This window comes from Pseudomonas sp. NPDC086112 (assembly GCF_044746425.1).
In the GTDB taxonomy this organism is placed as follows: Bacteria; Pseudomonadota; Gammaproteobacteria; order Pseudomonadales; family Pseudomonadaceae; genus Aquipseudomonas.
The window spans coordinates 107,330-130,180 of record NZ_JBIVCD010000008.1; the positions used below are offsets into that span (position 1 = coordinate 107,330).

19 protein-coding genes and 1 pseudogene are annotated in these 22,851 nt (G+C 56.4%); 4 read left to right on the forward strand and 16 right to left on the reverse strand.

All coding sequences use genetic code 11. The features are described 5' to 3' along the window. Window positions 1-62 precede the first annotated feature (62 nt). Both phoR and phoB read right to left on the reverse strand, forming a co-directional pair. Window positions 63-1,385, reverse strand: a complete 1,323-nt coding sequence (phoR, locus tag ACIPLA_RS08640; RefSeq protein WP_218395589.1) for a phosphate regulon sensor histidine kinase PhoR — start codon at window positions 1,383-1,385, stop codon at window positions 63-65. Between the two features lie 38 nt (window positions 1,386-1,423). Continuing rightward, window positions 1,424-2,113, reverse strand: coding sequence for a phosphate regulon transcriptional regulator PhoB (phoB, locus tag ACIPLA_RS08645; RefSeq protein WP_007896474.1), 690 nt, complete (start codon window positions 2,111-2,113; stop codon window positions 1,424-1,426). A 152-nt stretch (window positions 2,114-2,265) separates the two neighbouring features. On the opposite strand from phoB, the gene ACIPLA_RS08650 reads away from it, so the two are divergent. Then, on the forward strand, window positions 2,266-2,649 hold the full coding sequence (locus ACIPLA_RS08650) for a hypothetical protein (protein WP_401172928.1): 384 nt from the start codon (window positions 2,266-2,268) through the stop codon (window positions 2,647-2,649). 89 nt (window positions 2,650-2,738) lie between these two features. Here the strand turns inward: ACIPLA_RS08650 and ubiA are convergent, their stop codons facing one another. Together ubiA and ACIPLA_RS08660 are read right to left on the reverse strand one after the other, a co-directional pair. Beyond that, window positions 2,739-3,629, reverse strand: a complete 891-nt coding sequence (gene ubiA / locus ACIPLA_RS08655; RefSeq protein WP_401172929.1) for a 4-hydroxybenzoate octaprenyltransferase — start codon at window positions 3,627-3,629, stop codon at window positions 2,739-2,741. Beyond that, window positions 3,629-4,192 carry a chorismate--pyruvate lyase family protein gene (locus ACIPLA_RS08660; protein ID WP_401172930.1) on the reverse strand — a complete coding sequence of 188 codons (564 nt, stop codon included), beginning with the start codon at window positions 4,190-4,192 and terminating at the stop codon, window positions 3,629-3,631. The genes ubiA and ACIPLA_RS08660 overlap by 1 nt, the downstream gene beginning before the upstream one ends. 201 nt (window positions 4,193-4,393) lie before the next feature. Between ACIPLA_RS08660 and ACIPLA_RS08665 the strand changes: the two genes are divergently transcribed. The 3 genes from ACIPLA_RS08665 (at window position 4,394) to ACIPLA_RS08675 (ending at window position 6,197) form a co-directional block, all read left to right on the forward strand. Then, entirely contained in the window at window positions 4,394-4,561 is a 168-nt protein-coding gene (locus tag ACIPLA_RS08665) for a rubredoxin (RefSeq protein ID WP_007896465.1), read from the forward strand. Between the two features lie 19 nt (window positions 4,562-4,580). Beyond that, entirely contained in the window at window positions 4,581-5,729 is a 1,149-nt protein-coding gene (locus ACIPLA_RS08670; protein WP_401172931.1) for an NAD(P)/FAD-dependent oxidoreductase, read from the forward strand. A 192-nt stretch (window positions 5,730-5,921) separates the two neighbouring features. Beyond that, the gene (locus ACIPLA_RS08675) at window positions 5,922-6,197 is read left to right on the forward strand and encodes an HU family DNA-binding protein (RefSeq protein WP_003213368.1); all 276 of its coding nucleotides are present in this window, start codon (window positions 5,922-5,924) and stop codon (window positions 6,195-6,197) included. 118 nt (window positions 6,198-6,315) lie between these two features. Here ACIPLA_RS08675 and ACIPLA_RS08680 read toward each other — a convergent pair whose 3' ends face one another. The 12 genes and pseudogenes from ACIPLA_RS08680 to ACIPLA_RS08735 all read right to left on the reverse strand — a co-directional run bounded on the left by ACIPLA_RS08680 (window position 6,316) and on the right by ACIPLA_RS08735 (window position 22,846). Further along, entirely contained in the window at window positions 6,316-6,927 is a 612-nt protein-coding gene (locus ACIPLA_RS08680) for an Imm43 family immunity protein (protein WP_401172932.1), read from the reverse strand. Between the two features lie 12 nt (window positions 6,928-6,939). Continuing rightward, window positions 6,940-8,682: pseudogene (locus ACIPLA_RS08685) on the reverse strand (RHS repeat-associated core domain-containing protein); the annotation flags it as partial. A gap of 43 nt (window positions 8,683-8,725) precedes the next feature. Continuing rightward, complete coding sequence (locus tag ACIPLA_RS08690) at window positions 8,726-9,736, reverse strand: hypothetical protein (RefSeq protein WP_401172933.1); 1,011 nt, start codon at window positions 9,734-9,736, stop codon at window positions 8,726-8,728. A gap of 222 nt (window positions 9,737-9,958) precedes the next feature. Continuing rightward, entirely contained in the window at window positions 9,959-10,342 is a 384-nt protein-coding gene (locus tag ACIPLA_RS08695; protein ID WP_401172934.1) for a hypothetical protein, read from the reverse strand. Window positions 10,343-10,497: 155 nt separating this feature from the next. Next, entirely contained in the window at window positions 10,498-10,956 is a 459-nt protein-coding gene (locus tag ACIPLA_RS08700; protein ID WP_401172935.1) for a hypothetical protein, read from the reverse strand. Window positions 10,957-11,180: 224 nt separating this feature from the next. Continuing rightward, window positions 11,181-11,651, reverse strand: coding sequence for an SMI1/KNR4 family protein (locus ACIPLA_RS08705; protein WP_401172936.1), 471 nt, complete (start codon window positions 11,649-11,651; stop codon window positions 11,181-11,183). A gap of 13 nt (window positions 11,652-11,664) precedes the next feature. Beyond that, the gene (locus ACIPLA_RS08710) at window positions 11,665-11,901 is read right to left on the reverse strand and encodes an HNH endonuclease (protein WP_218395565.1); all 237 of its coding nucleotides are present in this window, start codon (window positions 11,899-11,901) and stop codon (window positions 11,665-11,667) included. Beyond that, entirely contained in the window at window positions 11,853-13,010 is a 1,158-nt protein-coding gene (locus ACIPLA_RS08715; RefSeq protein ID WP_218395563.1) for an ankyrin repeat domain-containing protein, read from the reverse strand. The genes ACIPLA_RS08710 and ACIPLA_RS08715 overlap by 49 nt, the downstream gene beginning before the upstream one ends. Next, window positions 13,011-17,369 (reverse strand): RHS repeat-associated core domain-containing protein, encoded by a 4,359-nt coding sequence (locus ACIPLA_RS08720; RefSeq protein WP_401172937.1) that lies wholly within the window; start codon window positions 17,367-17,369, stop codon window positions 13,011-13,013. It abuts the gene before it with no gap. A 90-nt stretch (window positions 17,370-17,459) separates the two neighbouring features. Further along, window positions 17,460-17,741 (reverse strand): hypothetical protein, encoded by a 282-nt coding sequence (locus ACIPLA_RS08725; protein ID WP_401172938.1) that lies wholly within the window; start codon window positions 17,739-17,741, stop codon window positions 17,460-17,462. A gap of 41 nt (window positions 17,742-17,782) precedes the next feature. Beyond that, window positions 17,783-18,382: a hypothetical protein gene (locus ACIPLA_RS08730; protein WP_401172939.1), complete on the reverse strand. Its 600-nt coding sequence runs from the start codon at window positions 18,380-18,382 to the stop codon at window positions 17,783-17,785. 21 nt (window positions 18,383-18,403) lie between these two features. Next, window positions 18,404-22,846 carry an RHS repeat-associated core domain-containing protein gene (locus ACIPLA_RS08735; RefSeq protein WP_401172940.1) on the reverse strand — a complete coding sequence of 1,481 codons (4,443 nt, stop codon included), beginning with the start codon at window positions 22,844-22,846 and terminating at the stop codon, window positions 18,404-18,406. Between the last annotated feature and the right edge of the window lie 5 nt (window positions 22,847-22,851).

The following is a 22,851-nucleotide window of genomic DNA, read 5'->3' on the forward strand; positions in this document are numbered from 1 at the left end:
GCACAAGTCAGCCAATGTAGCGGCTGACCGGGCAATTGCCTAGTGGCGAGTGCTGGCCGGTATCAATCGGCGGCACTGATGACGCGGGATTTTGTCACTTGGGCTGGCGCAAAATGGCAAGTGAACGTGCTGCCGTGGCCCGGCACACTGCTGATTTCCATACGTGCCCGGTGGCGCAGCAACACATGTTTGACGATGGCCAGCCCCAGCCCTGTGCCGCCGGTGTTGGAGTTGCGGCTGGAATCGACGCGATAGAAGCGTTCAGTCAGGCGCGGCAAGTGTTTGCTGTCGATGCCGATCCCCGAATCCTGCACGCTCAGGTGTGCGCCTTGATCGTCACCCCACCAGCGAATGCGGATATTGCCCTCGGCCGGTGTGTACTTCACTGCGTTGAACACCAGGTTGGAAAACGCGCTACGCAATTCTGCTTCGCTACCCTTGAGCAGAATCGTCGGATCGGCTTCCAGGGTGATGTGCTGATTACGTTGACCGGACAGTTGCTGAGCGTCGCCCTTGATCGATTGCAGCAGGCTGTCGATGGACACCGGTTGATTGTCCGACGGGTAATCGGTGGCTTCCAGTTTGGCCAGCAGCAGCAAATCGTTGAGCAAGGTTTGCATGCGCCCGCCTTGCTGTTGCATCTGCTGCAGGGCACGGGTCCAGCGCGGGTTCACTTCCTCGACGTTGTCGAGCAGGGTTTCCAGGTAGCCGCAGATCACCGTTAGCGGTGTGCGCAGTTCGTGGGAGACGTTGGCGATGAAGTCTTTGCGCATCTGCTCCAGCTGATGGATACGCGTCACGTCGCGCACCAGCATCAAGTGTTCGTTGTTGCCATAACGGGTGATGTACAGCTGAATGCGCAGGCGATCATTGATCGGCGAAGGGATTTCCAGCGGCTCGGCGTAGCTGTCCTGCTCGAAGTATTCCTTGAAGCGCGGATGGCGCACCAGATTGGTCACGGGCTGGCCGCTGTCCTGGGGGGTCTTGAGGCCAAGCAAGGTTTCGGCGGCGCGGTTCCACCATTCCAGGTTGCCGTCGCTGTCGAGCATGATTACCGCGTCTTTGAGCGCGGCGGTGGATTCCTGGACCCGGTCGATCACCGCTTGCAGGCGTCCGCGCACTCGTTGGTCGCGGCGTTGCAGGTGGTAAATGCTGTCGAACACTTCGCCCCACAGGCCATAGCCATCGGGCGGTGCTTCATCGGGTTTGTGCAGGCGTAGCCATTCGTGCAAACGCAGCAGTTGCTTGAGGGTCCAGGCCAGATAAAGGCCCAGGCCCACGGCGAGGCTCCAGCCGTAGAAGCCGGTGATCAGGCCGATCACCAGGCAGGCGGTGACCAGCAACAGCATGTGGCGAATCAGGGTGCCATGCCAGTTTTGGTTCACGGAAAAATGCGTCCTTGTCAGCGAGTCTGGCGGTCGGCTCAGGCCTTGGTGGAAAACCGGTAACCGGTGCCGCGCACGGTTTGTACCAGATTTTCGTAAGCATCGCCGAGGGCTTTGCGCAGGCGACGGATGTGCACATCGACGGTGCGCTCTTCGACATAGACATTGCCGCCCCAGACCTGATCCAGCAACTGGCCGCGGGTGTAGGCACGTTCCTGGTGGGTCATGAAAAATTGCAGCAAACGGTATTCGGTCGGGCCCATCTCGGCGGGTTTGCCGTCGATGGTCACGCGGTGGCTGATCGGGTCCAGCAGCAGGCCGCCGACTTCGATCGGCGCTTCGCCATCGGTCGGACCGGCGCGGCGTAGCACGGCTTTCAGGCGCGCCACCAGCTCTCGCGGGGAAAACGGTTTGGTGATGTAGTCATCGGCGCCGACTTCCAGGCCCTGGATCTTGTTGTCCTCTTCGCCCTTGGCGGTGAGCATGATGATCGGGATATCCCCGGTCAGCTCATCGCGCTTGAGGCGGCGGGCCAGTTCGATGCCAGAGGTGCCGGGCAGCATCCAGTCGAGCAAAATAAGGTCCGGCTTACGGTCGACGATAATGGCATGGGCCTGCTGCGAGTTCTCCGCCTCCAGGCAGTCATAGCCGGCCATTTCCAACGCAACGGCGATCATTTCGCGAATGGGCGCTTCGTCGTCGACGATCAGAATGCTCCTGCCAACCATGCGTTAATCCTCTTGTCATTTAACTGTCTTGCGCCGCATTAGATAACGGAATTATTGCAGTCGTGTGACAGTATTTTAGCCGTCCTGCGATTGTCGTGATCCTGAACTAAGCTCTAAGTCCGAATCCTGACAACCACAAGAGGAAGGTTTCCATGAATCACATTGCTCAATCCTGGAAGGCCCTGCTGGTCACGGCTGCGCTAACGCTGCCGTCCCTGGCCTTTGCTGCCGATCCGGCCATGATGAAAGACGGAATGATGGTCGATCACAAGGGCATGACGGTGTACACATACGACAAGGACTCAGGCGGTAAGTCGATGTGCAACGGCGAGTGCGCTGAATACTGGCCGCCAATGATGGCGCCGGCGGGCGCCAAGCCCGAAGGCAAGTGGAGCACGATCAAGCGTGACGACGGTAAGATGCAGTGGGCCTATGATGGCAAGCCGCTTTACACCTTCATGAAGGACAAAAAACCCGGTGACATGGCAGGCGACAATATGAAGAGCGTCTGGCACATCATGCGCGAGCATAAATAAGCGATTCGCCTGCGCCGTAAACAGTTCGCGGCCTGCAGTCGCTCCATCCCTCTGTTGGAGCTGGCACAGGCTGCGATCTTTTCCAACGGTCAACGCAACGCGTAATCCAGCACAATCCCGACAAAAATCGCCAACCCGGCCCAATGATTGTGCAAAAACGCCTGGAAGCAACGCATCCGGTCCTTGCTGCGGGTGTACCAGAACTCCCATGCAAAACAACCCGCCGCCGCCAGTAGCCCGAGGTGGAACCAGCCACCTAGATGGAATTTCGAACCCGCCAGCAGCAGGCATCCCAATGCCAACCCCTGCAAAGTCAGAATGATCACCCTGTCGGCGTCGCCAAACAGAATCGCTGTGGATTTCACCCCGATTTTCAGATCGTCGTCGCGGTCGGTCATGGCGTAATAGGTGTCGTAGCCAACGGTCCACAACAAGTTGGCGATCCACAATAACCAGGCCGCCGCCGGCAGTTCACCGGTTTGGGCGGTGAACGCCATCGGCATGCCCCAGGAAAACGCCGCGCCCAGCACCACTTGCGGGTAGTAGGTGTAGCGCTTCATAAATGGATACGTGAACGCCAGGGCCAAACCGCCCAGCGACAGCCACACGGTCTTCGCGTTAGTACACAGCACCAGCAGGAAACTCACGCCCATCAGCACTGCGAAGAACACCAGGGCTTCTTTCGAGCTGATCTTGCCGCTCACCAGTGGCCGCTGTTCGGTGCGTTTCACGTGGCCATCGACCTTACGGTCCGCCCAATCGTTGATCACACAACCGCCGGCACGGGTCAGTACCACGCCGAGCACGAAAATCACGATATTGGCCAATGAAGGCGAACCTTCACCGGCAATCCAGAGTGCCCACAACGTTGGCCACAGCAGCAAGTAAATGCCGATCGGCTTATCCATGCGGGTCAACTGAATGAAATCCCAGGCCCGAGGACTCACGCGGTTCAGGGACTTGAGCAGGCTCTGGTACATCAGCAATTCTCCGGATGGGCGCGGGCGGCGCTCCACAAGGTCGGCAGGAAGATCTCGGCCACCAGCACGCTCAAGGCGCCGCGGTCGAAACGCGAGCGCCGGCCCCATAATTCAGGCGCCTGAGCATCCATCGGTAGCCATGCTTGAGGATAGTGACAAACCTCAATGGCCCGGCGCTGAAATGCCCGATCACAAAACAGCAATTCGCCCAGCGAACGGCTGCCCAATTCATCCATATGCAACCCGTCGCCCTGCAGTGCGCTACGCGCCGCCACGCTGCGGGCAAACACCCAGGCTTCACCGTGCCCGCGCAGATACACCTCGCGCACCCAGCCCTCACTGCCTTCGGCCAGCTCCAGCGCAGCACATTCATCGGCGCGCAGCGATTGCCAGCCTTCGAACAGCGGTGTGACGCTGAAACCGTCATTCGACAAGCGGATCAGGCGTCGGGTCAGCGATCCTTCATCGAACAACCAATCTAGCGTAGACGTGTCGGGGAGGGGCGTCAGTTGGCTTCGAGAGAGCCAGAGTGGCGTCGGGGAGGGGGATTTTGAGTGCGGCACAGTGAGTCATTATTGGCAGCAAATGAGGCGGCGAGCTTACCATGTCAGACGGCGATTTTGACTGATCCGGCCTGCCGTTGCGCCGAACAGGCTTGCATCTGCCGGGCGCGATCAGTACAAAACGCCCCTGAGCCGGACGGCAACACTTTACCGATCGACCGTTCGCGCCGGCAAAAGTCTGAATCCTGAGGAAGTACCTGAATGAAAAAGTGGCAATGTGTGGTCTGCGGCCTGATCTATAACGAAGCCGAGGGCTGGCCGGACGACGGTATTGCGGCGGGCACACCGTGGCAGGACGTGCCGGAAGACTGGCTGTGCCCGGACTGCGGCGTGGGCAAGATGGATTTCGAAATGATTGAAATCAACTAAGACAAGCAAGGAGCAAGGAATGAACGCACCTGTCGTGATCGTCGGCACTGGGCTGGCTGGCTACAACCTGGCCCGGGAGTTTCGCAAACTCGATGGCGAAACCCCGCTGCTGCTGATTACCGCAGATGACGGACGCTCCTACTCCAAGCCGATGCTCTCCACCGGCTTCGGCAAGAATAAAGACGCCGACGGCCTGAGCATGGCCGAACCGGGTGCCATGGCCGAGCAATTGAAAGCCGAAGTGCGTACCCACACGCGCATCAGCGGTATCGACCCAGGCCATAAGCGCCTGTGGATTGGTGAAGAGGCGGTGATCTACCGCGACCTTATCCTGGCCTGGGGCGCGGAAACCGTGCGGGTGCCGATCGAAGGCGATGCCGCTGACGCCGTTTTTCCGATCAACGATCTTGAAGACTACGCACGCTTTCGAGCGGCCGCGGCCGGCAAACGTCGGGTGTTGCTGCTGGGCGCCGGTTTGATCGGCTGCGAATTCGCCAACGACCTGATTCTCGGTGGTTACGAGGTGCAACTGGTTGCACCGTGCGAACAGGTCATGCCGACCTTGCTGCACCCGGCGGCGGCCACTGCGGTCCAGGCCGGCCTGGAAAGCCTGGGCGCGCGCTTCCACCTCGGGCCGGTGCTCAATCGCTTGCAGCGAGTGGCAGACGGCCTGGAAGCGCACCTGTCCGACGGCCAGGTCATCCCTTGCGATGTGGTGGTCTCGGCGATCGGTCTGCGTCCGCGTATCGACCTGGCGGCCGCTGCCGGGGTGCAGGTCAATCGCGGCGTGGTGGTCGACCGTCACCTGAAAACCTCCCACGCCAACATTTACGCCCTGGGCGACTGCGCCGAGGTCGATGGGCTGAATCTGTTGTACGTCATGCCCCTCATGAGTTGTGCGAGAGCGCTGGCCCAGACCCTCGCCGGAAACCCTACCGCGGTGAGTTATGGCCCGATGCCGATCACCGTGAAAACACCGGTCTGCCCATTGGTGGTTTCGCCGCCACCACGGGGCGCGGAAGGCGTCTGGACGGTCGAAGGGCAGGGCGCGGACATCAAGGTGCTATGCCGCGACAGCGCCGGCAAATTGCTGGGCTATGCCCTGACAGGCGCGGCGGTGATGGAAAAACTCGCTCTGAACAAAGAGCTTCCCGCCTTGCTGGCGTAAATAGCGGTCGTTCTGTCGGAATCACCCCGCTTTTGCTCCCACAAAGGTCGCGGGGAGACTGGCGCCGCTCTAAAGCGCGTGCCATTCTCACTCCCGTCTGCCGCAGAGTAGAGCACCTGCGGCGCCTTAGGCGCTGTTCCAACGAGAACAGCACGGACATAACAACAAAAAACCGTCAAAGGGGCTTCACTAATGCGTAAACCAGAACTCGCCGCTGCAATTGCGGAAAAAGCAGACCTCACCAAAGAGCAGGCCAACCGCGTCCTCAACGCCGTTCTCGAAGAAATCACCGGCGCTCTGCACCGCAAAGACAGCGTCACGCTGGTGGGTTTCGGCACCTTCCTGCAACGCCATCGCGGTGCCCGTACGGGCAAGAACCCGCAGACCGGTGAGCCAGTCAAAATCAAGGCCAGCAACACTGTTGCGTTCAAGCCGGGAAAATCGTTGAAAGACAGCGTTAATCCATAATTGCGGCGAATTCCCTTAAAAACGGGGAGAACCGTATTGAACAATGGGCACACCGATTAAGTCGGGTGCCCATTTTTTGTTGAACGCAGAGATCCCTCTACCAGATGCTGAGTGGGACCTAGGCTCTATCAATTGAGCCGACCTTCTCCGTATCGACCACTTCTGCACCTACCAGATTTAGTTCTTTAAGTGCAGTGGCGGCGTGAGGCGAAAGAAATACGAATCCAAGTAAAGTAATTTCACCGATACTAAAAAAATCTGTGCTGACATTTTCTTTGATTGTCAGGCTGATGATATTTTTGATTTCGCCGCTCGCTCGAAAATTAATCTTCGACTGTGTCTGATCGATCACGTCCACAGGCTCCTTGTCTATTCGTTGCTGGCGCATGAAAAAATATGGGCGCTGTGCGACCGAAACGCCCTTCGGGTTGACGATCTCCAGTTCTGCGATCTCCCATCGGGAAGTCTTGAGGGTCTGGAAGGCTTTCAGGAAGCGCTCACTGACAATATGCCCCTCAAAGGCTGTGCAAAAGTCAAAGTCATAGCGCTTGTCCTTGGTAATCAGCACCAGCTTTTTCGGGAGGGGAGCGAGAGCTTCGTCGGGGCCCGCGTCGTGCCAGTCGGCATCCATCGCATCGTCATAGGCGCCAGGGCTGAACGACTCATGAATGACGCCATCAATGAAGGTGGGGCAGTTTTTGTCTTTCTTGAATGCAAGGGTATAGAACATGAAAGCCTCTTGTCAGCAAAGTCGACCGGTACTGGATTTGGTTCGTATTCTTCCTGAAACAGTCTTCTTGCGAAGGCTGCTTTGTAGTGATGAAACCTGTTGCTGTGCCTGTGCCTTGGTAATAAGTTTTGCGTTATAGCGTGCTTTGATCCTGCCCAGTTTTCTGTCCACCAGGTCCGAATAGTCCTTGTGTGAACCATTGTGGTAAACCGGTCTGCCAATGGCCGCGGCCTTTACTTGGCTATCGGGCATCAGCAGGCCGTTGGGGGCTGTGTCCCGTGTGCCGCCCAGACCAATGGAGTTCATGAATTTGTCATGCCGCTTCCATACCGCTACCGGGATGACATGTTGGGCTTGCATGTTGTCACCAACGACGCCTCCCAGAGATGTATCGAGGACAGAGCTGGGGCTCCAGCCCCACGGGTCTGTCCAGCCAATGGGGTTGGGTCCATAACCATAGAGGTTCAGGCCACCCGCCAAGCCAATCGGATCCGGCGTCGTAAAACGCCCCACATCCGGATCATAGAACCGAAACGTGTTGTAGTGCAGCCCGGTCTCCCGGTCCAGGTACTGACCCTGGAACCGCAGGTTCTGTTCCTCGATGTAATACGGTTCGCGTATCTCCTGGAGGGTGTTGCCCCAGACTCGATACCAGGCCTGCCACACCATGGCGCCGTCGGCTTCCGTCAGTTGCTCGGGCAGGTCGCTCAGGTCGTTGTGGTAGTAACGGACCTTCTGCAAGCCGCCGCTGCCATCGACCCGCGCCAGCGGTTCATAACCGTTATCGGCATACAGATACAGGCTGGTCTGGCTATTGCGGTGTTCCTGCAACAAGCGCAAGCCATCCCAGGTAAAGCGCGTTTCACCCAGCGGATAGCCGTTGTTGTCGTGCTCGGTCTTGCCGATTCGCCGCCCCAACGGATCGTAGGTCATGCGCACAATCGTTTCCCGCGCACCGTTTTCGTTGCGCACTTCAATCAACCGGCTTTCGGCGTCGTAGGCAAAGCGTTGCAGGCCCCGTTTAGCGCTGCGCTTTTCGATCATCCGGCCAAACGCGTCGTAGCGGTAACGCTTGTCCTGGAAGGTCAGCAGTTTGTTGTGCACCACCAGCCCGGCGCCGGGTTGTGGGCCGTCCAGCAGGTTGGCGGCGGCGTCGTAGGCGAAGGTTTCGCGCTGGCCGTGCAGACTGTCCTGACTGGCGATGATTCGGCCGGTGGCGTCGTAGTGCAGCAGTTGCCGGTGTTGCGCGGCGGGTTGTTGGTCGATTTTGCTGATCAGGTTGTCGGCGGGGTCGTACTCGAAATGTTTCTGCACCGCTGCTGGCATCAGCGAGGGTTGGCTGGTGTGTCGGCGTTGGCGTGAGCGTAAACGGCCGCTGCGGTCGTATTCGCTGCGGGTGCTGATCTGGCCTTGGGTGCGCAGCACTTCGCGGTGCAGGCGATCACGTTCGAAGTCGCTGATGACCTGGCCGTCGAGGTTGATCTGGTGCAGGTGGCCGCTGCCGTAGTAGAGGCGATTGAGCCAGCGGCCGTCGGGCAGTTGGGTCTGGATCAGGTTGCCGAGTTCGTCGTAGTGGTAGTGCAGGCTCCCGGCCGCGCTTTGTTCTTCGAGCAATTGGCCGAGGGCGTCGTAGGCGAAGCTCAGGGTTTGTGCGTTGCCGTGGTAGTCGGTGAAGGTGACGGCAGTGAGTTGGTCCAGTGGATCGTAGGTGTAGTCGGTGCGGCCATCGTCGGTGACTTTGGCGATCAGCCGGCCGTATGTTATCCAGAGCGGCTTGCTGTTCGATTCACCTGGGCTTTTATAGGCTGTACAAGATATTGTAAAACGAGGTTGGATTATCTTTTATCAAGGATAGATCCTGGCCTATGGATATTTTTTCGAATAATGATTTATTGATTGCCATTCGACGAGTGATTATTGCTTCCAACAGTTTGCTGAACAGCGTCTCATCATTTATGTGTTTTTTCAGTTTTAGAATTTCGCGAGGCTTGCTTTTCAGAATATAGAAGGAGTAATTCATCAAGATAATATTGGAGACAAACAGATTTTCCGTTGATTGAAGGGGGTTGATCGTATCGATCAAAGCATTAAAGATCTGCTTCTTGTTTTGAGCGTATGCGTGCAAAAATACGTCGGGATACATGAGTTCACTGTGGCGGTCATTAATCCTGAAATGGTAATTTGTATCGTCGGGCTCGGTCAATAACGTGACGATGCTTGTTTGATAGCTTTTCAATGTGCTTAGCAACTCATGTTCTTTTCTGATATCAAACTTGATCGCTTTGTAAGCCAAATTGATAACATCCAGAAAAGCTACTGGCCCCAAGGTGTCGGTAGCCATTACCAACTGATTATCCTTGATGCTGAACCGACGATATGCTTCGTCGTCAATACTCAATTCGAAAAGCAGGAACCTGAGCATGTAGTTCCTGTGCTGTGCATCTGCGTCGAGAGGACTGTTCTTCAAGCTGATCAACTGAATCAGATAGAAGAAAATAAAATAGTCTTTGTTGGTTCGTTGGCGGTTGTCGATTTCAAGTAGATAGCCAAAGCGGGACAGAACCAAGAGAAGGGCATAGCAGTCCGATTCCGTGAAACCGATTTTCGACATGGATTTTTCGAAGGCGCTTATGGAAAATAAATCGTGCCAGCGGCTCACGAAAAAGGTCGAACCGTTGCGTTTTCTGGCGACGACAGACAGCAGTGAGGGCTCGTCTTCTTCGTAAAAAACAGCGCCCAGCTTCGTTGGACGCAGCCGAATGTTCAGGAAATTTTCAAGCTTGTATGAAAGTAGATTGAATATGTCCATTTCTTAAGGTTTTCCACATGCTGTCATGATTTACCCGGACCGCTTTCTCATCTTTTGTATTCGGAACCAAAACCCCTTTACCGCCTTGATAATTGCCCTGTGCGCGGCTTTGGCATCGCCCATCTTCTGGGCTTCGTCAGGCTGAAACCCTTGTGTAATGTGGCTTTTCAGGAACGTCCATGCTCAGGCAATGCCTGAAAATTTTTATTCTGGCACTTAGCATCATCCTGCCGCATACAAATAAATTGCATCTTCTGAAATGTATATTATTTTTCTGTTTGGGTGTGCCTGAACTGGAGTGATTAATAACTCGCGCAGATCGCCTGAAGTCACAGCATCATCAAGAAAACTCAAGAGATCGTTTCTTTCTGCCTTATACAGTTCGCCTTTGAAAATTATTTTTTTGCCTTTGTTAGCAATCAGCTTGTGCGCCACATAATAGTAGTCTGAAGTCGTGTGAGGCTCCAGATCTCTAAGTGAGTTGAGTGCTTGAATGAAATCGCCTGAAAGTGTTGGCTGTAACATCAGTGAATAGATAGCTTCTCTGCTTTCATTCGGGCCCAATTCAAATTTTTTAAGTTTTTCCAATCGATAGTTGTTTTTCATGCTAGTTCGGAACGTCATAGAAAATATGACCATCCCCTCCATTGTTGTACCACTTGATATGAGGTGTGTCTCCAAAGCCGCCTTCTGGAGCCATGTGTTGCTCGTGGCCCTTAGAGTATTTTGCGGCACCATCGGAGCCATCACTTTGACACGGGCTATTGCCAAGAGGAAAAATCAGAAATATATATTTCATTTAGAATCAAATCCAGAGGTATGTCCTCAATACTATCGGCTATCTCATCATAAGGAGCGGGTAGCACATAGGAGAATCCGAAGTCATCATCGATAATTACTGAGCCATTAAATATCCGTTGACGCCTGGTAAGTTTTTTTATTTGTCCAAAAGACATTCCTGTAGAAAGTACACCTCTGTAAAGTCCTGGGTAATGTACATTACAACCAATTGAGAATATTGTTCCATCAGAAAGGGTTGCTATAGTGATGGTGTCATCTACTATATAGGCCACTCTCGTTTCGCCGTCTGGTAGGTTATAGTTCTTTACCTTGATGCTATGTTTTCTATATAGCTCATCGATATGGTTGGAGATGTTTTCCTCTAATATGATGTTTGCTGCGGAGTGCTTGGATTTGATATCTGCTGTGAAGTCAATCATATTTAAGCTCCACCATTCATAAACGTGCCATTAACATAAACTGGAGAGTCAACGCGAAGCTGAGTGCTGAGTGCTGTGAGGTATGATGAGAGCTCTTGAGTTTCATACTAAGATAGGTTGGCGAGAGCACGACAGTCAGGACATACGCCATGCTCCGATGCTGCCCTCACCACAGGGGATTTGCGCTTCTAACCAAGTTCGCTACTTGTGCGGCGTTGGCTCACTCACTCCTCGTCCAAATCTTCCTCATCGATCAGCCCTTGAACAAACCGGAGGAAGTTCGAGCAGACAAGTTTTTCGGATTGGGCCTGATTATCTTCAGGGCTTAAGTCGCTATCAAAGCTGTCAGTCGTGAAATAACTAACGGCCTCTGTATCAAGATTCAAGCAAAAGAAGTTGCCACCCCAGTCGTTCGCGAAAGGCAGGAGGTGTGCAGGAAGTACCTGTTTTTTCAGCATCAACTGATAGGTGGACAGCAGCGTGGAGTCGCCACCGGTAATCGGTTTGAACGCAGCCACTTCCAGTGGCTCGTCAAATTCTTCGCTGACCCAATAGGTCCGCTCCGGTTCGCCGCCGTTGTACTTGAGGTAATGGTTTCTAAAGGGCGTCGGTAGCTTCTTGCCAATGGCGGATTCCAGGTGATCCAGATCCGCTGTCGTGGCCGCTTCGTCATTTGAGAATGTGTTTTCAAGCATCGTTAATCTCCCGTCATGAACAGCGGCCAGGTTTGGGTTTAGGAATCTTGTTAGCCAGCCAACATTTTTTGGAGGCTGCAAGGACTGACTCAGTGCTCTCGTGTTTTTCATATTGAGCGACCGAACCACGGTGCGGGAGCGTAGCCTCATGCGCAGCTGTTTTGACAAGTTGAATCGTGGTTGTCCCTTCGCTCCACTTTTCTACTGCGTTATCTCTGGATCCGGAGCCGGAGTGACCACACTCGCCCAACTGGCCGTACGTTTGCGTTGTGTCAGAGCACGCAATGCTACTGCGTCAGGCTCGCCCTTTTTTGTGAATTTGACAGGTGCCAAAACATAGAGCATCACCTTTTCATCGTCGGGGATCGTCTCTTTTTCAGTTTTCGTATCCCAAGCTTTATCCACGGCCACGAAAGCATCCACTCCGGCTGGCCAAGCCAGGTCTGCATACACTGCATCGGAACGACGAATCAAGAAGCCTTCCGACAAGGGGCCATAATCGAACGTGTGGCGAGCGAGCAGAGACAGCAACTCGACCGGGAAAACCCAAGGACTGTGGGGGGGGAAACCTTGCTGTGTCAAAGGCCAGTCGCCAGGCAAGCATATGAATAATTCGGTATGAGGACTTTTGGCAAAAAGTCCGATGGTGAAGAGCAATTTGAACTTGTTTTTGCCATCGATGCAGCTAACACGCAGCTCCAGACCCTCTTCATTGGTGAAGGGGCTCAATTGGGCGGGTAAAACCCAGCCAGCGGTATTGTGCACGAAAGTGACTATAGAACCGCCAAACTCCTCAGGTCGGCCTTCAATAATGTCCATGATACTGACCGCGCCCAATTTTCTTAATGTGGACGCAATCTCGGTAAATCCCCAGGTATTGGCGATGTCCAATGGCGAAGTATTCAGCCTGGTGTGCAGTCGATTGATGTTGGCATGGTGTTCTATAAGAAGATTGACGACGTCCTGATGCCCAAAGGTAATCGCATCAATCAGCGGGGTGGTTATGCTGTTAGGCCACCCATCCACCAAAGCACCGGCCTCAAGAAACCATTGGCATGTTTGTAGATGTCCATTGCCAGCGGCTGCGGCAAGTGGCGTGCTATTGCCGGAACTGACGGCAGGCTGGTCCAGCGCAATACCTAAAGACACCAATAAGCGGCAAATTTCGGTTTGACCCTGTTCGGCAGCCATGTGCAGCAGGGTCTCATGCCCATCAAGGCCATACATGGGCAGGTGCAATAGAACAGAATTTCTCTCTAGGTGCTTTTTTAGTGAGGCTGCATTTCCCGACGCAATGTCTGCGTGAATGGCTAATAAAGTCGTGATGTTCTTTTCATAAATTTCTTCTGGGTTGTTCATTTAAAAAACACCTTTTGTCATTTGTGCACCCATTTTCTGTAATGCATTCTGGACACTGGCCAGACCGCCGACGTCCGCTTTCTGTAGTACTTCATAGACTTTTTTGGCGCTGGCTATCGAGTGATTGCCTCCCCCATTTTGGGCCCAAGTGAAGTTGCGCGGATCGTTGTTTAGACCAATCTTGTGTTTGGCCAGAATCTTTTGCGAGTCGGTAATGTACTTTTGATTTTGAGCTTTCCAGCTTTTTGGAGCTTTTTCGCGGACGATATGATGGTAATGCGGCTTTACCATACCCTTAGGTGCAGGTCCCATGGCTCTCTTCTGTGAGGCGCTGAGTCGACAAACTTCCCACCCCCACGGATCCACCCACCCAATCGGATTCGGTGCGTATTGATAGAGGTTGAATCCACCCACCAACCCAATCGGATCCGGCGTCGTAAACCGCCCCACATCCGGATCATAAAACCTGAACGTATTGAAATGCAGCCCCGTCTCCCGGTCCAGGTACTGCCCCTGGAACCGCAGGTTCTGTTCTTCAATGTAATACGGCTCACGCACCTCTTCTAACGTGTTGCCCCACACCCGATAAGTCGCCTGCCAGACGTTGTGGCCGTCCGCCTCGGTGAGCTGTTCCGGCAGGCCGTTGAGGTCGTTGTGGTAGTAGCGGATTTTTTGCAGCGGGCCGGTGCCGTCGACGCGGGCGAGGGGTTCGTAACCTTCGTCTTCGTAGAGGTAGAGGCTGGTCTGTTGATGGCGATGCTCCTGCAACAGGCGCAGGCCGTCCCAGGTGAAGCGGGTTTCTCCCAGTGGATAACCGTTGCTGTCGTGCCCGGTTTTTTCGATGCGCCGGCCCAGCGGGTCGTAGGTCATCCTGAGCACGCTGCCGTTGTCATTGCGCACTTCAATCAACCGGCTTTCGGCGTCGTAGGCAAAGCGTTGCAGGCCCCATTTAGCGCTGCGTTTTTCGATCATCCGGCCAAACGCGTCATATCGATAACGCTTGTCCTGATAGGTCAGCAGTTTGTTGTGCACCACCAACCCGGTGCCGGGTTGCGGGCCGTCCAACAGATTGGCGGCGGCGTCGTAGGCGAAGGTTTCGCGCTGGCCGTGCAGGCTGTCCTGGCTGGCGATGATGCGGCCGGTGGCGTCGTAGTGCAGCAGTTGGCGGTGTTGCGCGGCGGGTTGTTGGTCGAGTTTGCCGATCAGGTTGTCGGCGGGGTCGTACTCGAAATGTTTCTGCACGGCGGCCGGCATCAGCGAGGGTTGGCTGGTGTGTCGGCGTTGGCGTGAGCGTAAGCGCCCGCTGCGGTCGTATTCGCTGCGGGTGCTGATCTGGCCTTGGGTGCGCAGCACTTCGCGGTGCAGGCGGTCGCGTTCGAAGTCGCTGATGACCTGGCCGTCGAGGTTGATCTGGTGCAGGTGGCCGTTGCCGTAATACAGGCGATTGATCCAGCGGCCGTCGGGCAGTTGGGTCTGGATCAGGTTGCCGAGTTCGTCGTAGTGGTAGTGCAGGTTGCCGGCCGCGCTTTGTTCTTCGAGCAACTGGCCGAGGGCGTCGTAGGCGAAGCTCAGGGTTTGTGCGTTGCCCTGGTGGTCGGTGAAGGTGACAGCGGTGAGCTGGTCCAGCGGATCGTAGGTGTAGTCGGTGCGGCCATCGTCGGTGACTTTGGCGATCAGCCGGCCGACGGCGTCGCGTTCCAGTCGGTGAACGATGGGAGCGGGGGGCGACTCGGGGACGACGGCCAGGCCGTTGCCGTAAGGCGCCGGAACAGCCGTCACCGCCGCGACGTTATCCAGCAGGTCATAGGTGTAGCGCTTGGCGCTGCCATCCAGATCCTGTTGTTCGGTCAGCCGATCACCGGCATCCCAGGCAAACCGATAACTTTCGCCGTTCTCATTGGTCAGCGCTTGCAGCCGCCCGTAGCTGTCATACCCGAACTGCACCTGCCGGCCATGGGCGTCGGTGCGCTGGCGCACCTGGCCGCGACGGTTGTGTTGATAGAGCGTGGTGTGCCCGGCCGGGTCGGTATAACCGGTCAACTGGCCGCTGACGTCGCGCTGATACTGCTCGGTGCGCCCGTCCGGCAATCGGCTGCTGAGCAGGCGCCCTTGGGCGTCATAGCTGAATTGGGTGCGTTCACCGAGGGCATCGGTGATGGTTTGCAGATAGCCTCGGTTGTCGTAGCTGAACCGCGTCGGATAACCCGAGCAATCGATGTGCTCGACCAGTTGGCCGAACGGGTTCCAGCGCAGTTTCTTGCTTTTGCCAGTGGCGTCGATGATCTCGACGACCTGGCCGTGGGTGTCGTAGCGGTAGCGGGTGATGTGGCCCAGCGGATCGGTTTCGGCGATGCAGTTGCCGCGCTGATCGTAGCGATACTGCCAGCTGTTGCCGGCGGCGTCGGTGTCCACCAGCGGCAAGGCCCAGAGTTCCAGCCACAAGGTCGAGTCGCTGCGGCCTAGCGGGTCGGTTTCGCTGATCAGGTTGCCGGCGTCGTCGTAGCTGTATTCATAGCGACCGCCCTGTGGGTCGGTGGCGTTGAGCAACTGGCGCTCGTCGTTCCACTCGAACTGCCAGGTCTGGCCGAGGTTGTCGGTGTATTCGGTGATCTGGTGCTGGCTGTTCCAGCGCCGCGTACTGACGCGTTGCAAGCTATCGGTGATGCGCGTGACACCGGTGCCGAGGTCATAGTCGAACCGGTAAGCGTCGCCCTCGTCGGTCCAGTGCCGGACCACGCGCCATTCCAGGTCTTCAATCAGCGCCCATTCATAGAAGCAGCGCAGCCCGGTGGGCAACTGGTGCTCGACCATTCGCCGTCCGGCGTCGTAGCTGAAGCGCCGTTGTACCTGGTCGGTGGCGTCGCGCACTTCGGCCAGATCGCCCGCTGCGTCGTAGCCATAGCTGGCGAGTACTTCGCGGTGTTGGTCGGGGTACAGGCGTTCAACCCGAGCCACGCGTTCGCGTTCGCGAATCAGCTCGACCTGCACCAGATCGAAGGTGTCGCGCAGTCGCACCAAGCGTCCGGTTTCGTCATAGTCGAGATGGATGCGGTTGTCATTGCGATCACCCAATTGATCAAGGCGTAGCAGCGCTGTATTGCCCGGCGTCGGATTGAACAAGCGGTACACACCGTCATCGCTTTCAATCAACAACTGCCCATTAACGTGGCGTCGAACACTCAGCCCTTCGCCCGCACTGAACACCGCGCCGCCCAAAGGGATCGAACCCATGTCGATGCGCCGGCCCTGTTCATCGATGTAGACCAGCGTTTCGCCACCCTCGGGGTGAGGCAGGATTTCAACCCGCACCTCGTAGGACACACTCCAACCCGCCCCAAACAACCCATCGCGACGTTCGTCACGGCTGTTGTAGAAGCGCTGCCAATCCATCGGCAAGATGCCGGGCAACACGAAATCCAGCTCGTCATCGCCACCCAGCACCTTGGCCCCGGTCGCCGCGTGCACCGGGTTCGACGAGCCCATGGCGGCGTTGGCCATGGCGCCCATCGCGCTGCTGACGGCCATCGACGTCGCGCCACCGATCAGCATGCACGGCAATTTGCTGAAGAACTTCCCCTTGCCGCCCTTGAGCATCAGCAACGCGGTGACCGCCAGCCCTACGCCTGGGGTCTTGCCGCTGCGGATCTCGCGCACCACCACCGAACCGCCACCGATGGTCACGTTGGAGGAGATCAACCCGGACGACACCACCTTGGCATCGCAGGTGCTGCGATCGCCGCTACGCACGGCGGGCTGGCCGTTGATGGTGACCTTGTCCGAGCCCTCGGCCATAAACTGCGGCGGCATCGGCGGATGCTTCATGCAGACGAGCAGGTCCAGTGGCTTGGGCACCGCGCCGGGGGCCGGGGTGGCAACGGTGGGGCGCCACATCTGGGAGAAGAAGCTTTCGGCCATGTCCAGGTAGCTGGCTTCGGCTTCCGGCTCGGGTATTTCCAGCTCGGTGCCGGCCGGCGCGACATGGGACGGGATCGCCCCGGCGGCTCGGGCGGCGGGAATGTTGTTGGTGAGGGTGTTGGTGGAGCCGGTGAGAATGTTCGCCTGCACCGTGGGCGGAAACAGCGCGTTGCTGAAGCTCTCGCATAAATTGCTCAGGCCCTTGTCGGCCCCGGTCTTGCTCATGGCGAGGCCCACGATCGTGCCCACCACCAGGCCGAGCACGAAGCAACCCAATCCGCCAGTGACGACGGTGATGCCGGTGGCCGCGACCACGGCAGCAGTGGCCAGCGCGGTAATCGCGATATTGGCCGCCACTTCCAGCACGCCGCCGAGGATGTCGGCCATCATCGAGGTGTGATCGAGCGCGTCGCCCAGTCGGGCGGCCCAGAGTGCGTCAGACATGCGGGATGTTCATCCGACGTCTGGCCACAACGCACTCGTTGCGCTTGTTGCACAATTCGATGCCTTCCATTGCACCTTTCTCCTTGTCGGTTACGGCATGCTCATCAGCGCCATTCTCAGGCGTTTGATCAGCTTCGGATTTTTGAGGCAGTCGGCCGGCCGTTTGTTACCGAGGGCGGGCACTTTCTGTTCGATCCACCACAACCCTTCCTCAAGCCCTCTTTTACCGTTGAGGACGACCGCCATATCGAGGTTGCCATCCAAGGCTTTTGCTAGCGTGCGGGCGTCGTCGTCGAGATAGTCCTCTTCGTATAACCGCACAAGCACATTCCAATCGGAATCGCCGGGGTATTCGTCTTCCAGTTGTTCCATCTTCTGCGCACATTGGCCGGGTCAGATCGATGACGTGAAGATTAACCATAAAAATAATCAAAAAACCGTTCGAAGTTTTCTTCCCCAAGTAGGGGGCTGACTTCCCTTGTGAGTAATTTCACGAACTTGCTGGAAAGTTCGTCATCATCGTTATAGATCTCAAAGATTTCGAATTTGCCGTGGACAATCTCAATCAATTTGGCAAAAGCGAAAAAGAAATCAGCCAATGAGTCGGCAATTTTGAAAGGCAAAGCCACGTCATAGCTGGCGAATACAGGCGTACCCTCAATGTCGGTAACGGCGATGACAGGTTTGCCGCCTCCGATATCATCCATAAATACTACAAAACTGGCTGGCCAGCGTGGGTTGAGCTGCGACTTGTTTGAATTGCCATCCCACTTGTAGCCCACTTGGTCATCTTCAAGGGTGTTCAGGTCAAAAAAACGTATCGGAGTCAAACCTGTCTCTATCTCTACACCCACAGGCTCGTAGTTGTCATAGAAAAAATCAGTTTCGACAGAGCGTTCAAGTGTTTGCGGCCATGTGGCGTTGACTTGGCCATTCTTTTCGAAGCTGCCATCTAACTGGAACTTCTTGTGGATACGGCGCAGCTCTATCAATGCCTTTTCCAACGCGCTCATGTTCGTTCTCCGAGTAAAAATTCAAGTGCCGCATTTAGACTTTCCGGGTGTTTTAAGTCGGTCGATCAAGCGTCCCTTCCCAGCGTTGCCGTAGTTACCGCGGTGTCCCTGAGGACTATTCAAATGCTCGTCCACGCCGCTTGGGTGTTGCGCGTTCTGCAAGAATACAATATTCCTTGGATCGCCTTTCCAGGCTTTGCCCAATGTGCCGTTTCCTTCGACACTGTTGATATGGTGTCCGGTATAGCCTGCTTTAGACATTTTGGAGTTCAGTTGCGCGTTGCTCTTGGTTTCCAGAATTGTCTTGCGTTCGGTCTCAGTCCAGTCCCTTGAGCCACCACCGCGTGAAACAAGCTCTCGCTCCTGACCCCAAGCACGATTAATGGCTGTTCCTCGTCCACCCGGGTTAGGTTTGACGGTTTCTCTAGGCTTATAACGCACCAGGTCTTGCGGGTTTAACCCGAGTGGGTCTATCCACATTAATGGATTGGTTGCGTAGAGGTAGAGGTTAAGCCCTCCAGTGAGTCCTATTGGATCGGGTGTCGTAAATCGTCCAACATCCGGATCGTAGAATCGGAAAGTGTTGTAGTGCAGCCCGATTTCCCGATCCAGATACTGTCCCGGGAACCTCAGATTCTGCTCTTCTATGTAATAAGGCTCACGGATCTCTTCAATCGTATTGCCCCATACCTGATAGCGAGCCTGCCAGACCGTTTGGCCGTTCGCCTCCGACAGCTGCTCAGGCAGACCATTGAGGTCGTTGTGGTAATAGCGCACTTTCTGTTGCGCGCCTGTCCCATCAATTCGGGCTATAGGTTCATGGCCTTGGTTCCCATAGATGTAAAGGCTGGTCTGGGAGAACTTGTGCTCCTGTAGCAGGCGCAGGCCATCCCAAGTAAAGCGGGTTTCACTCAGGAGATACCCATTGCCGTCATAAGTGGCTTTGGTAACGCGCCTGCCTAGAGGGTCATAGGTCATCCGCACGACCGATGTGCGTCCAGCATGATCATTGCGCACTTCAATCAGACGGTGTTCGGCGTCATATGCGAAGCGTTGCGTTCCGCGAAGGCTACTGCGCTTCTCGATCATTCGGCCGAAGCCGTCATAGCGATAGCGTTTGTCCTGATAGGTCAGCACCTTGTTATGCACCACTAGCCCAGAGCCTTGTTGCGGCCCGTCGAGTAGGTTCGCAGCATCATCGTACGCAAAGGTTTCGCGCTGCCCGTGCAGACTATCTTGGCTGGCGATAATTCTATCGGTGGCATCGTAATGAAATAACTGTCTGTTTTGGTCACCGGATTGCTGGTCAAGCTTGCCAATCAGATTATCTGTTGGGTCGTACTCGAATTGTTTTTGCGCAGTTGTGGTTAGCGGGCTATGCCCACGTTTAAGAGAGCGCAAGCGACCGCAGCGGTCATATTGGCTGCGAGTGGTGATATGGCCTTGGGTGCGAAGCACTTCACGGTGCAGTCGGTCGCGCTCGAAATCGCTGATGACCTGGCCGTCGACATTAATCTGGTGAAGGTGGCCACTTCCGTAATACAAATGATTAAGCCAGCAACCGTCAGGTGTTTTTGTTTGTATCAGGTTGCCCAGTTCATCGTAACGATATTGCAGACTGCCGGCCGAGCTTTGCTCTTCAACCAGTTGACCCAGTGCGTCGTAAACAAAACCCAATGATTGTTGCTGGCCAGCCTTATCGATAAAGCTGACAGCCGTAAATTGATCCAACGGGCTATAGGTGTACTCGGTACGTCCATCATCGGTCACCTTCGCCAGCAGACGCCCCATGGCGTCGCGTTCAAAACGATGGATGATCGGGGCTTCGGATGTTGTGGGCACCACAGCCATGCCGTTGCCATAAGGCGCCGGAACGGTTTCCACCATCGCAATATTATTCAGCGCATCGTAGGTGTAACGACGAGAGCTGCCATCAAGATCATGTTGCTCGGCTACACGGTCATTGGCATCCCAAGCAAAGCGATAATGTTCGCCGTTTTCGTTGGTCAGGACTTGGAGACGCCCATAGCTGTCATAGACGAATTGCACCTGGCGCCCATGACTGTCGACACGCTGGCATACTTGGCCCCGGCGATTACGCTTGTAGTGTGTAGAGTTGCCAGCTGCGTCGGTGTAACTGATCAGTTGGCCGATGCTATCGCGCTGGAGGTGTTCAACGCGTCCATCAGGTAGTTGACTGGTCAGCAAACGCCCCTGAGTGTCATAACTGAACAGGGTGCGTTCGCCCATGGCGTCAGTGATGACCTGTAAATAACCCCGATCGTCGTAATGGAAGCGAGTTGTGTAGCCAGAACAGTCGATATGTTCGCTGAGTTGGCCGAAGACATTCCATTTGAGCCTTTTGCTTTTACCTGTGGCATCGATGATTTCTACCAGTTGCCCACGGTCGTCATAACGGTACTGAGTCACTTGTCCCAGTGGGTCGGTTTCGCCAATGCAATTACCCCGCTGGTCATACCGTAGTTGCCAACTGTTGCCTGCACTGTCCGTTCCTGCGACGGGCAAGGCCCAGTGCTTGAGCCATAAGGTCGATTCGCTGCGGCCCAGCGGGTCGGTTTCGCCGATCAGGTTGCCGGCGTCGTCGTAGCTGTATTGATACTGACCGCCCTGCGGGTCGGTGGCGCTGAGCAATTGGCGCTCGTCGTTCCATTCGAACTGCCAGGTCTGGCCGAGGTTGTCGGTGTACTCGGTGATCTGGTGCTGGGCGTTCCAGCGGCGAGTACTGACGCGCTGCAAGCTATCGGTGATGCGCGTGACACCGGCCTTCAGGTCATAGTCGAACTGGTAGGCGTCGCCCTCGTCGGTCCAGTGCCGGACTACGCGCCATTCAAGGTCTTCAATCAGCGCCCATTCATAGAAGCAACGCAGCCCCGTGGGCAACTGGTGCTCCACCATCCGCCGCCCGGCATCGTAGCTGAAGCGCCGTTGCACCTGGCCGGTGGCGTCGCGCACTTCGGCCAGATTGCCCATCGCGTCGTAGCTGTAGCTGACGAGCACTTCGCGGTGTTGATCGGGGTACAGACGTTCCACCCGAGCCACGCGACCGCCTTCTTGAATCAGCTCGACCTGCACCAGATCGAAGGTGTCGCGCAGTCGCACCAAGCGTCCGGTTTCGTCATAGTCGAGATGGATGCGGTTGTCATTGCGATCACCCAATTGATCAAGACGCAGCAGCGCCGTATTGCCCGGCACTGGATTGAACAAGCGGTACACACCGTCATCACTTTCAATCAACAACTGCCCATTAACATGGCGTCGAACACTCAGCCCTTCCCCCGCACTGAACACCGCGCCGCCCAAGGGGATCGAGCCCATGTCGATGCGCCGACCCTGTTCATCGGTGTAGACCAGCGTTTCGCCGCCCTCGGGGTGAGGCAGGATTTCAACCCGCACCTCGTAGGACACACTCCAACCCGCGCCAAACATCCCGTCGCGTCGCTCATCACGGCTGTTGTAGAAGCGCTGCCAATCCATCGGCAAGATGCCGGGCAACACGAAATCCCGCTCTTCATCGCCCCCCAGCACCTTGGCCCCGGTCGCCGCATGCACCGGGTTCGACGAGCCCATGGCGGCGTTGGCCAGGGCGCCCATCGCGCTGCTGACGGCCATCGACGTCGCGCCACCGATCAGCATGCACGGCAGTTTGCTGAAGAACTTGCCCTTGCCACCCTTGAGCATCAGCAACGCAGTGACTGCCAGCCCTACGCCCGGGGTCTTGCCACTGCGGATCTCGCGCACCACCACCGAACCGCCACCGATGGTCACGTTGGAGGAGATCAACCCGGACGACACCACCTTGGCGTCGCAGGTGCTGCGATCGCCGCTACGCACGGCGGGCTGGCCGTTGATGGTGACCTTGTCCGAGCCCTCGGCCATAAACTGCGGCGGCATTGGCGGATGCTTCATGCAGACGAGCAGGTCCAGCGGCTTGGGTACCGCGCCGGGCGCGGGGGTGGCAACGGTGGGGCGCCACATCTGGGAGAAGAAGCTCTCGGCCATGTCCAGGTAGCTGGCTTCTGCTTCGGGCTCGGGCATTTCCAGTTCGGTGCCGGCCGGCGCAACATGGGATGGGATCGCCCCGGCGGCTCGTGCGGCGGGAATGTTGTTGGTGAGGGTGTTGGTGGAACCGGTGAGAATGTTCGCCTGCACCGTGGGTGGAAACAGCGCGTTGCTGAAGCTCTCGCACAGATTGCTTAAGCCTTTGTCGGCCCCGGTCTTGCTCATGGCGAGGCCCACGATCGTGCCCACCACCAAGCCAAGCACGAAGCAACCCAACCCCCCGGTGACGACGGTGATGCCGGTGGCCGCCACCACGGCGGCAGTGGCCAGCGCGGTAATCGCGATGTTGGCCGCCACTTCCAGCACGCCGCCGAGGATGTCGGCCATCATCGAGGTGTGATCGAGCGCATCGCCCAGGCGGGCAGCCCAGAGTGCATCAGACATGCAGG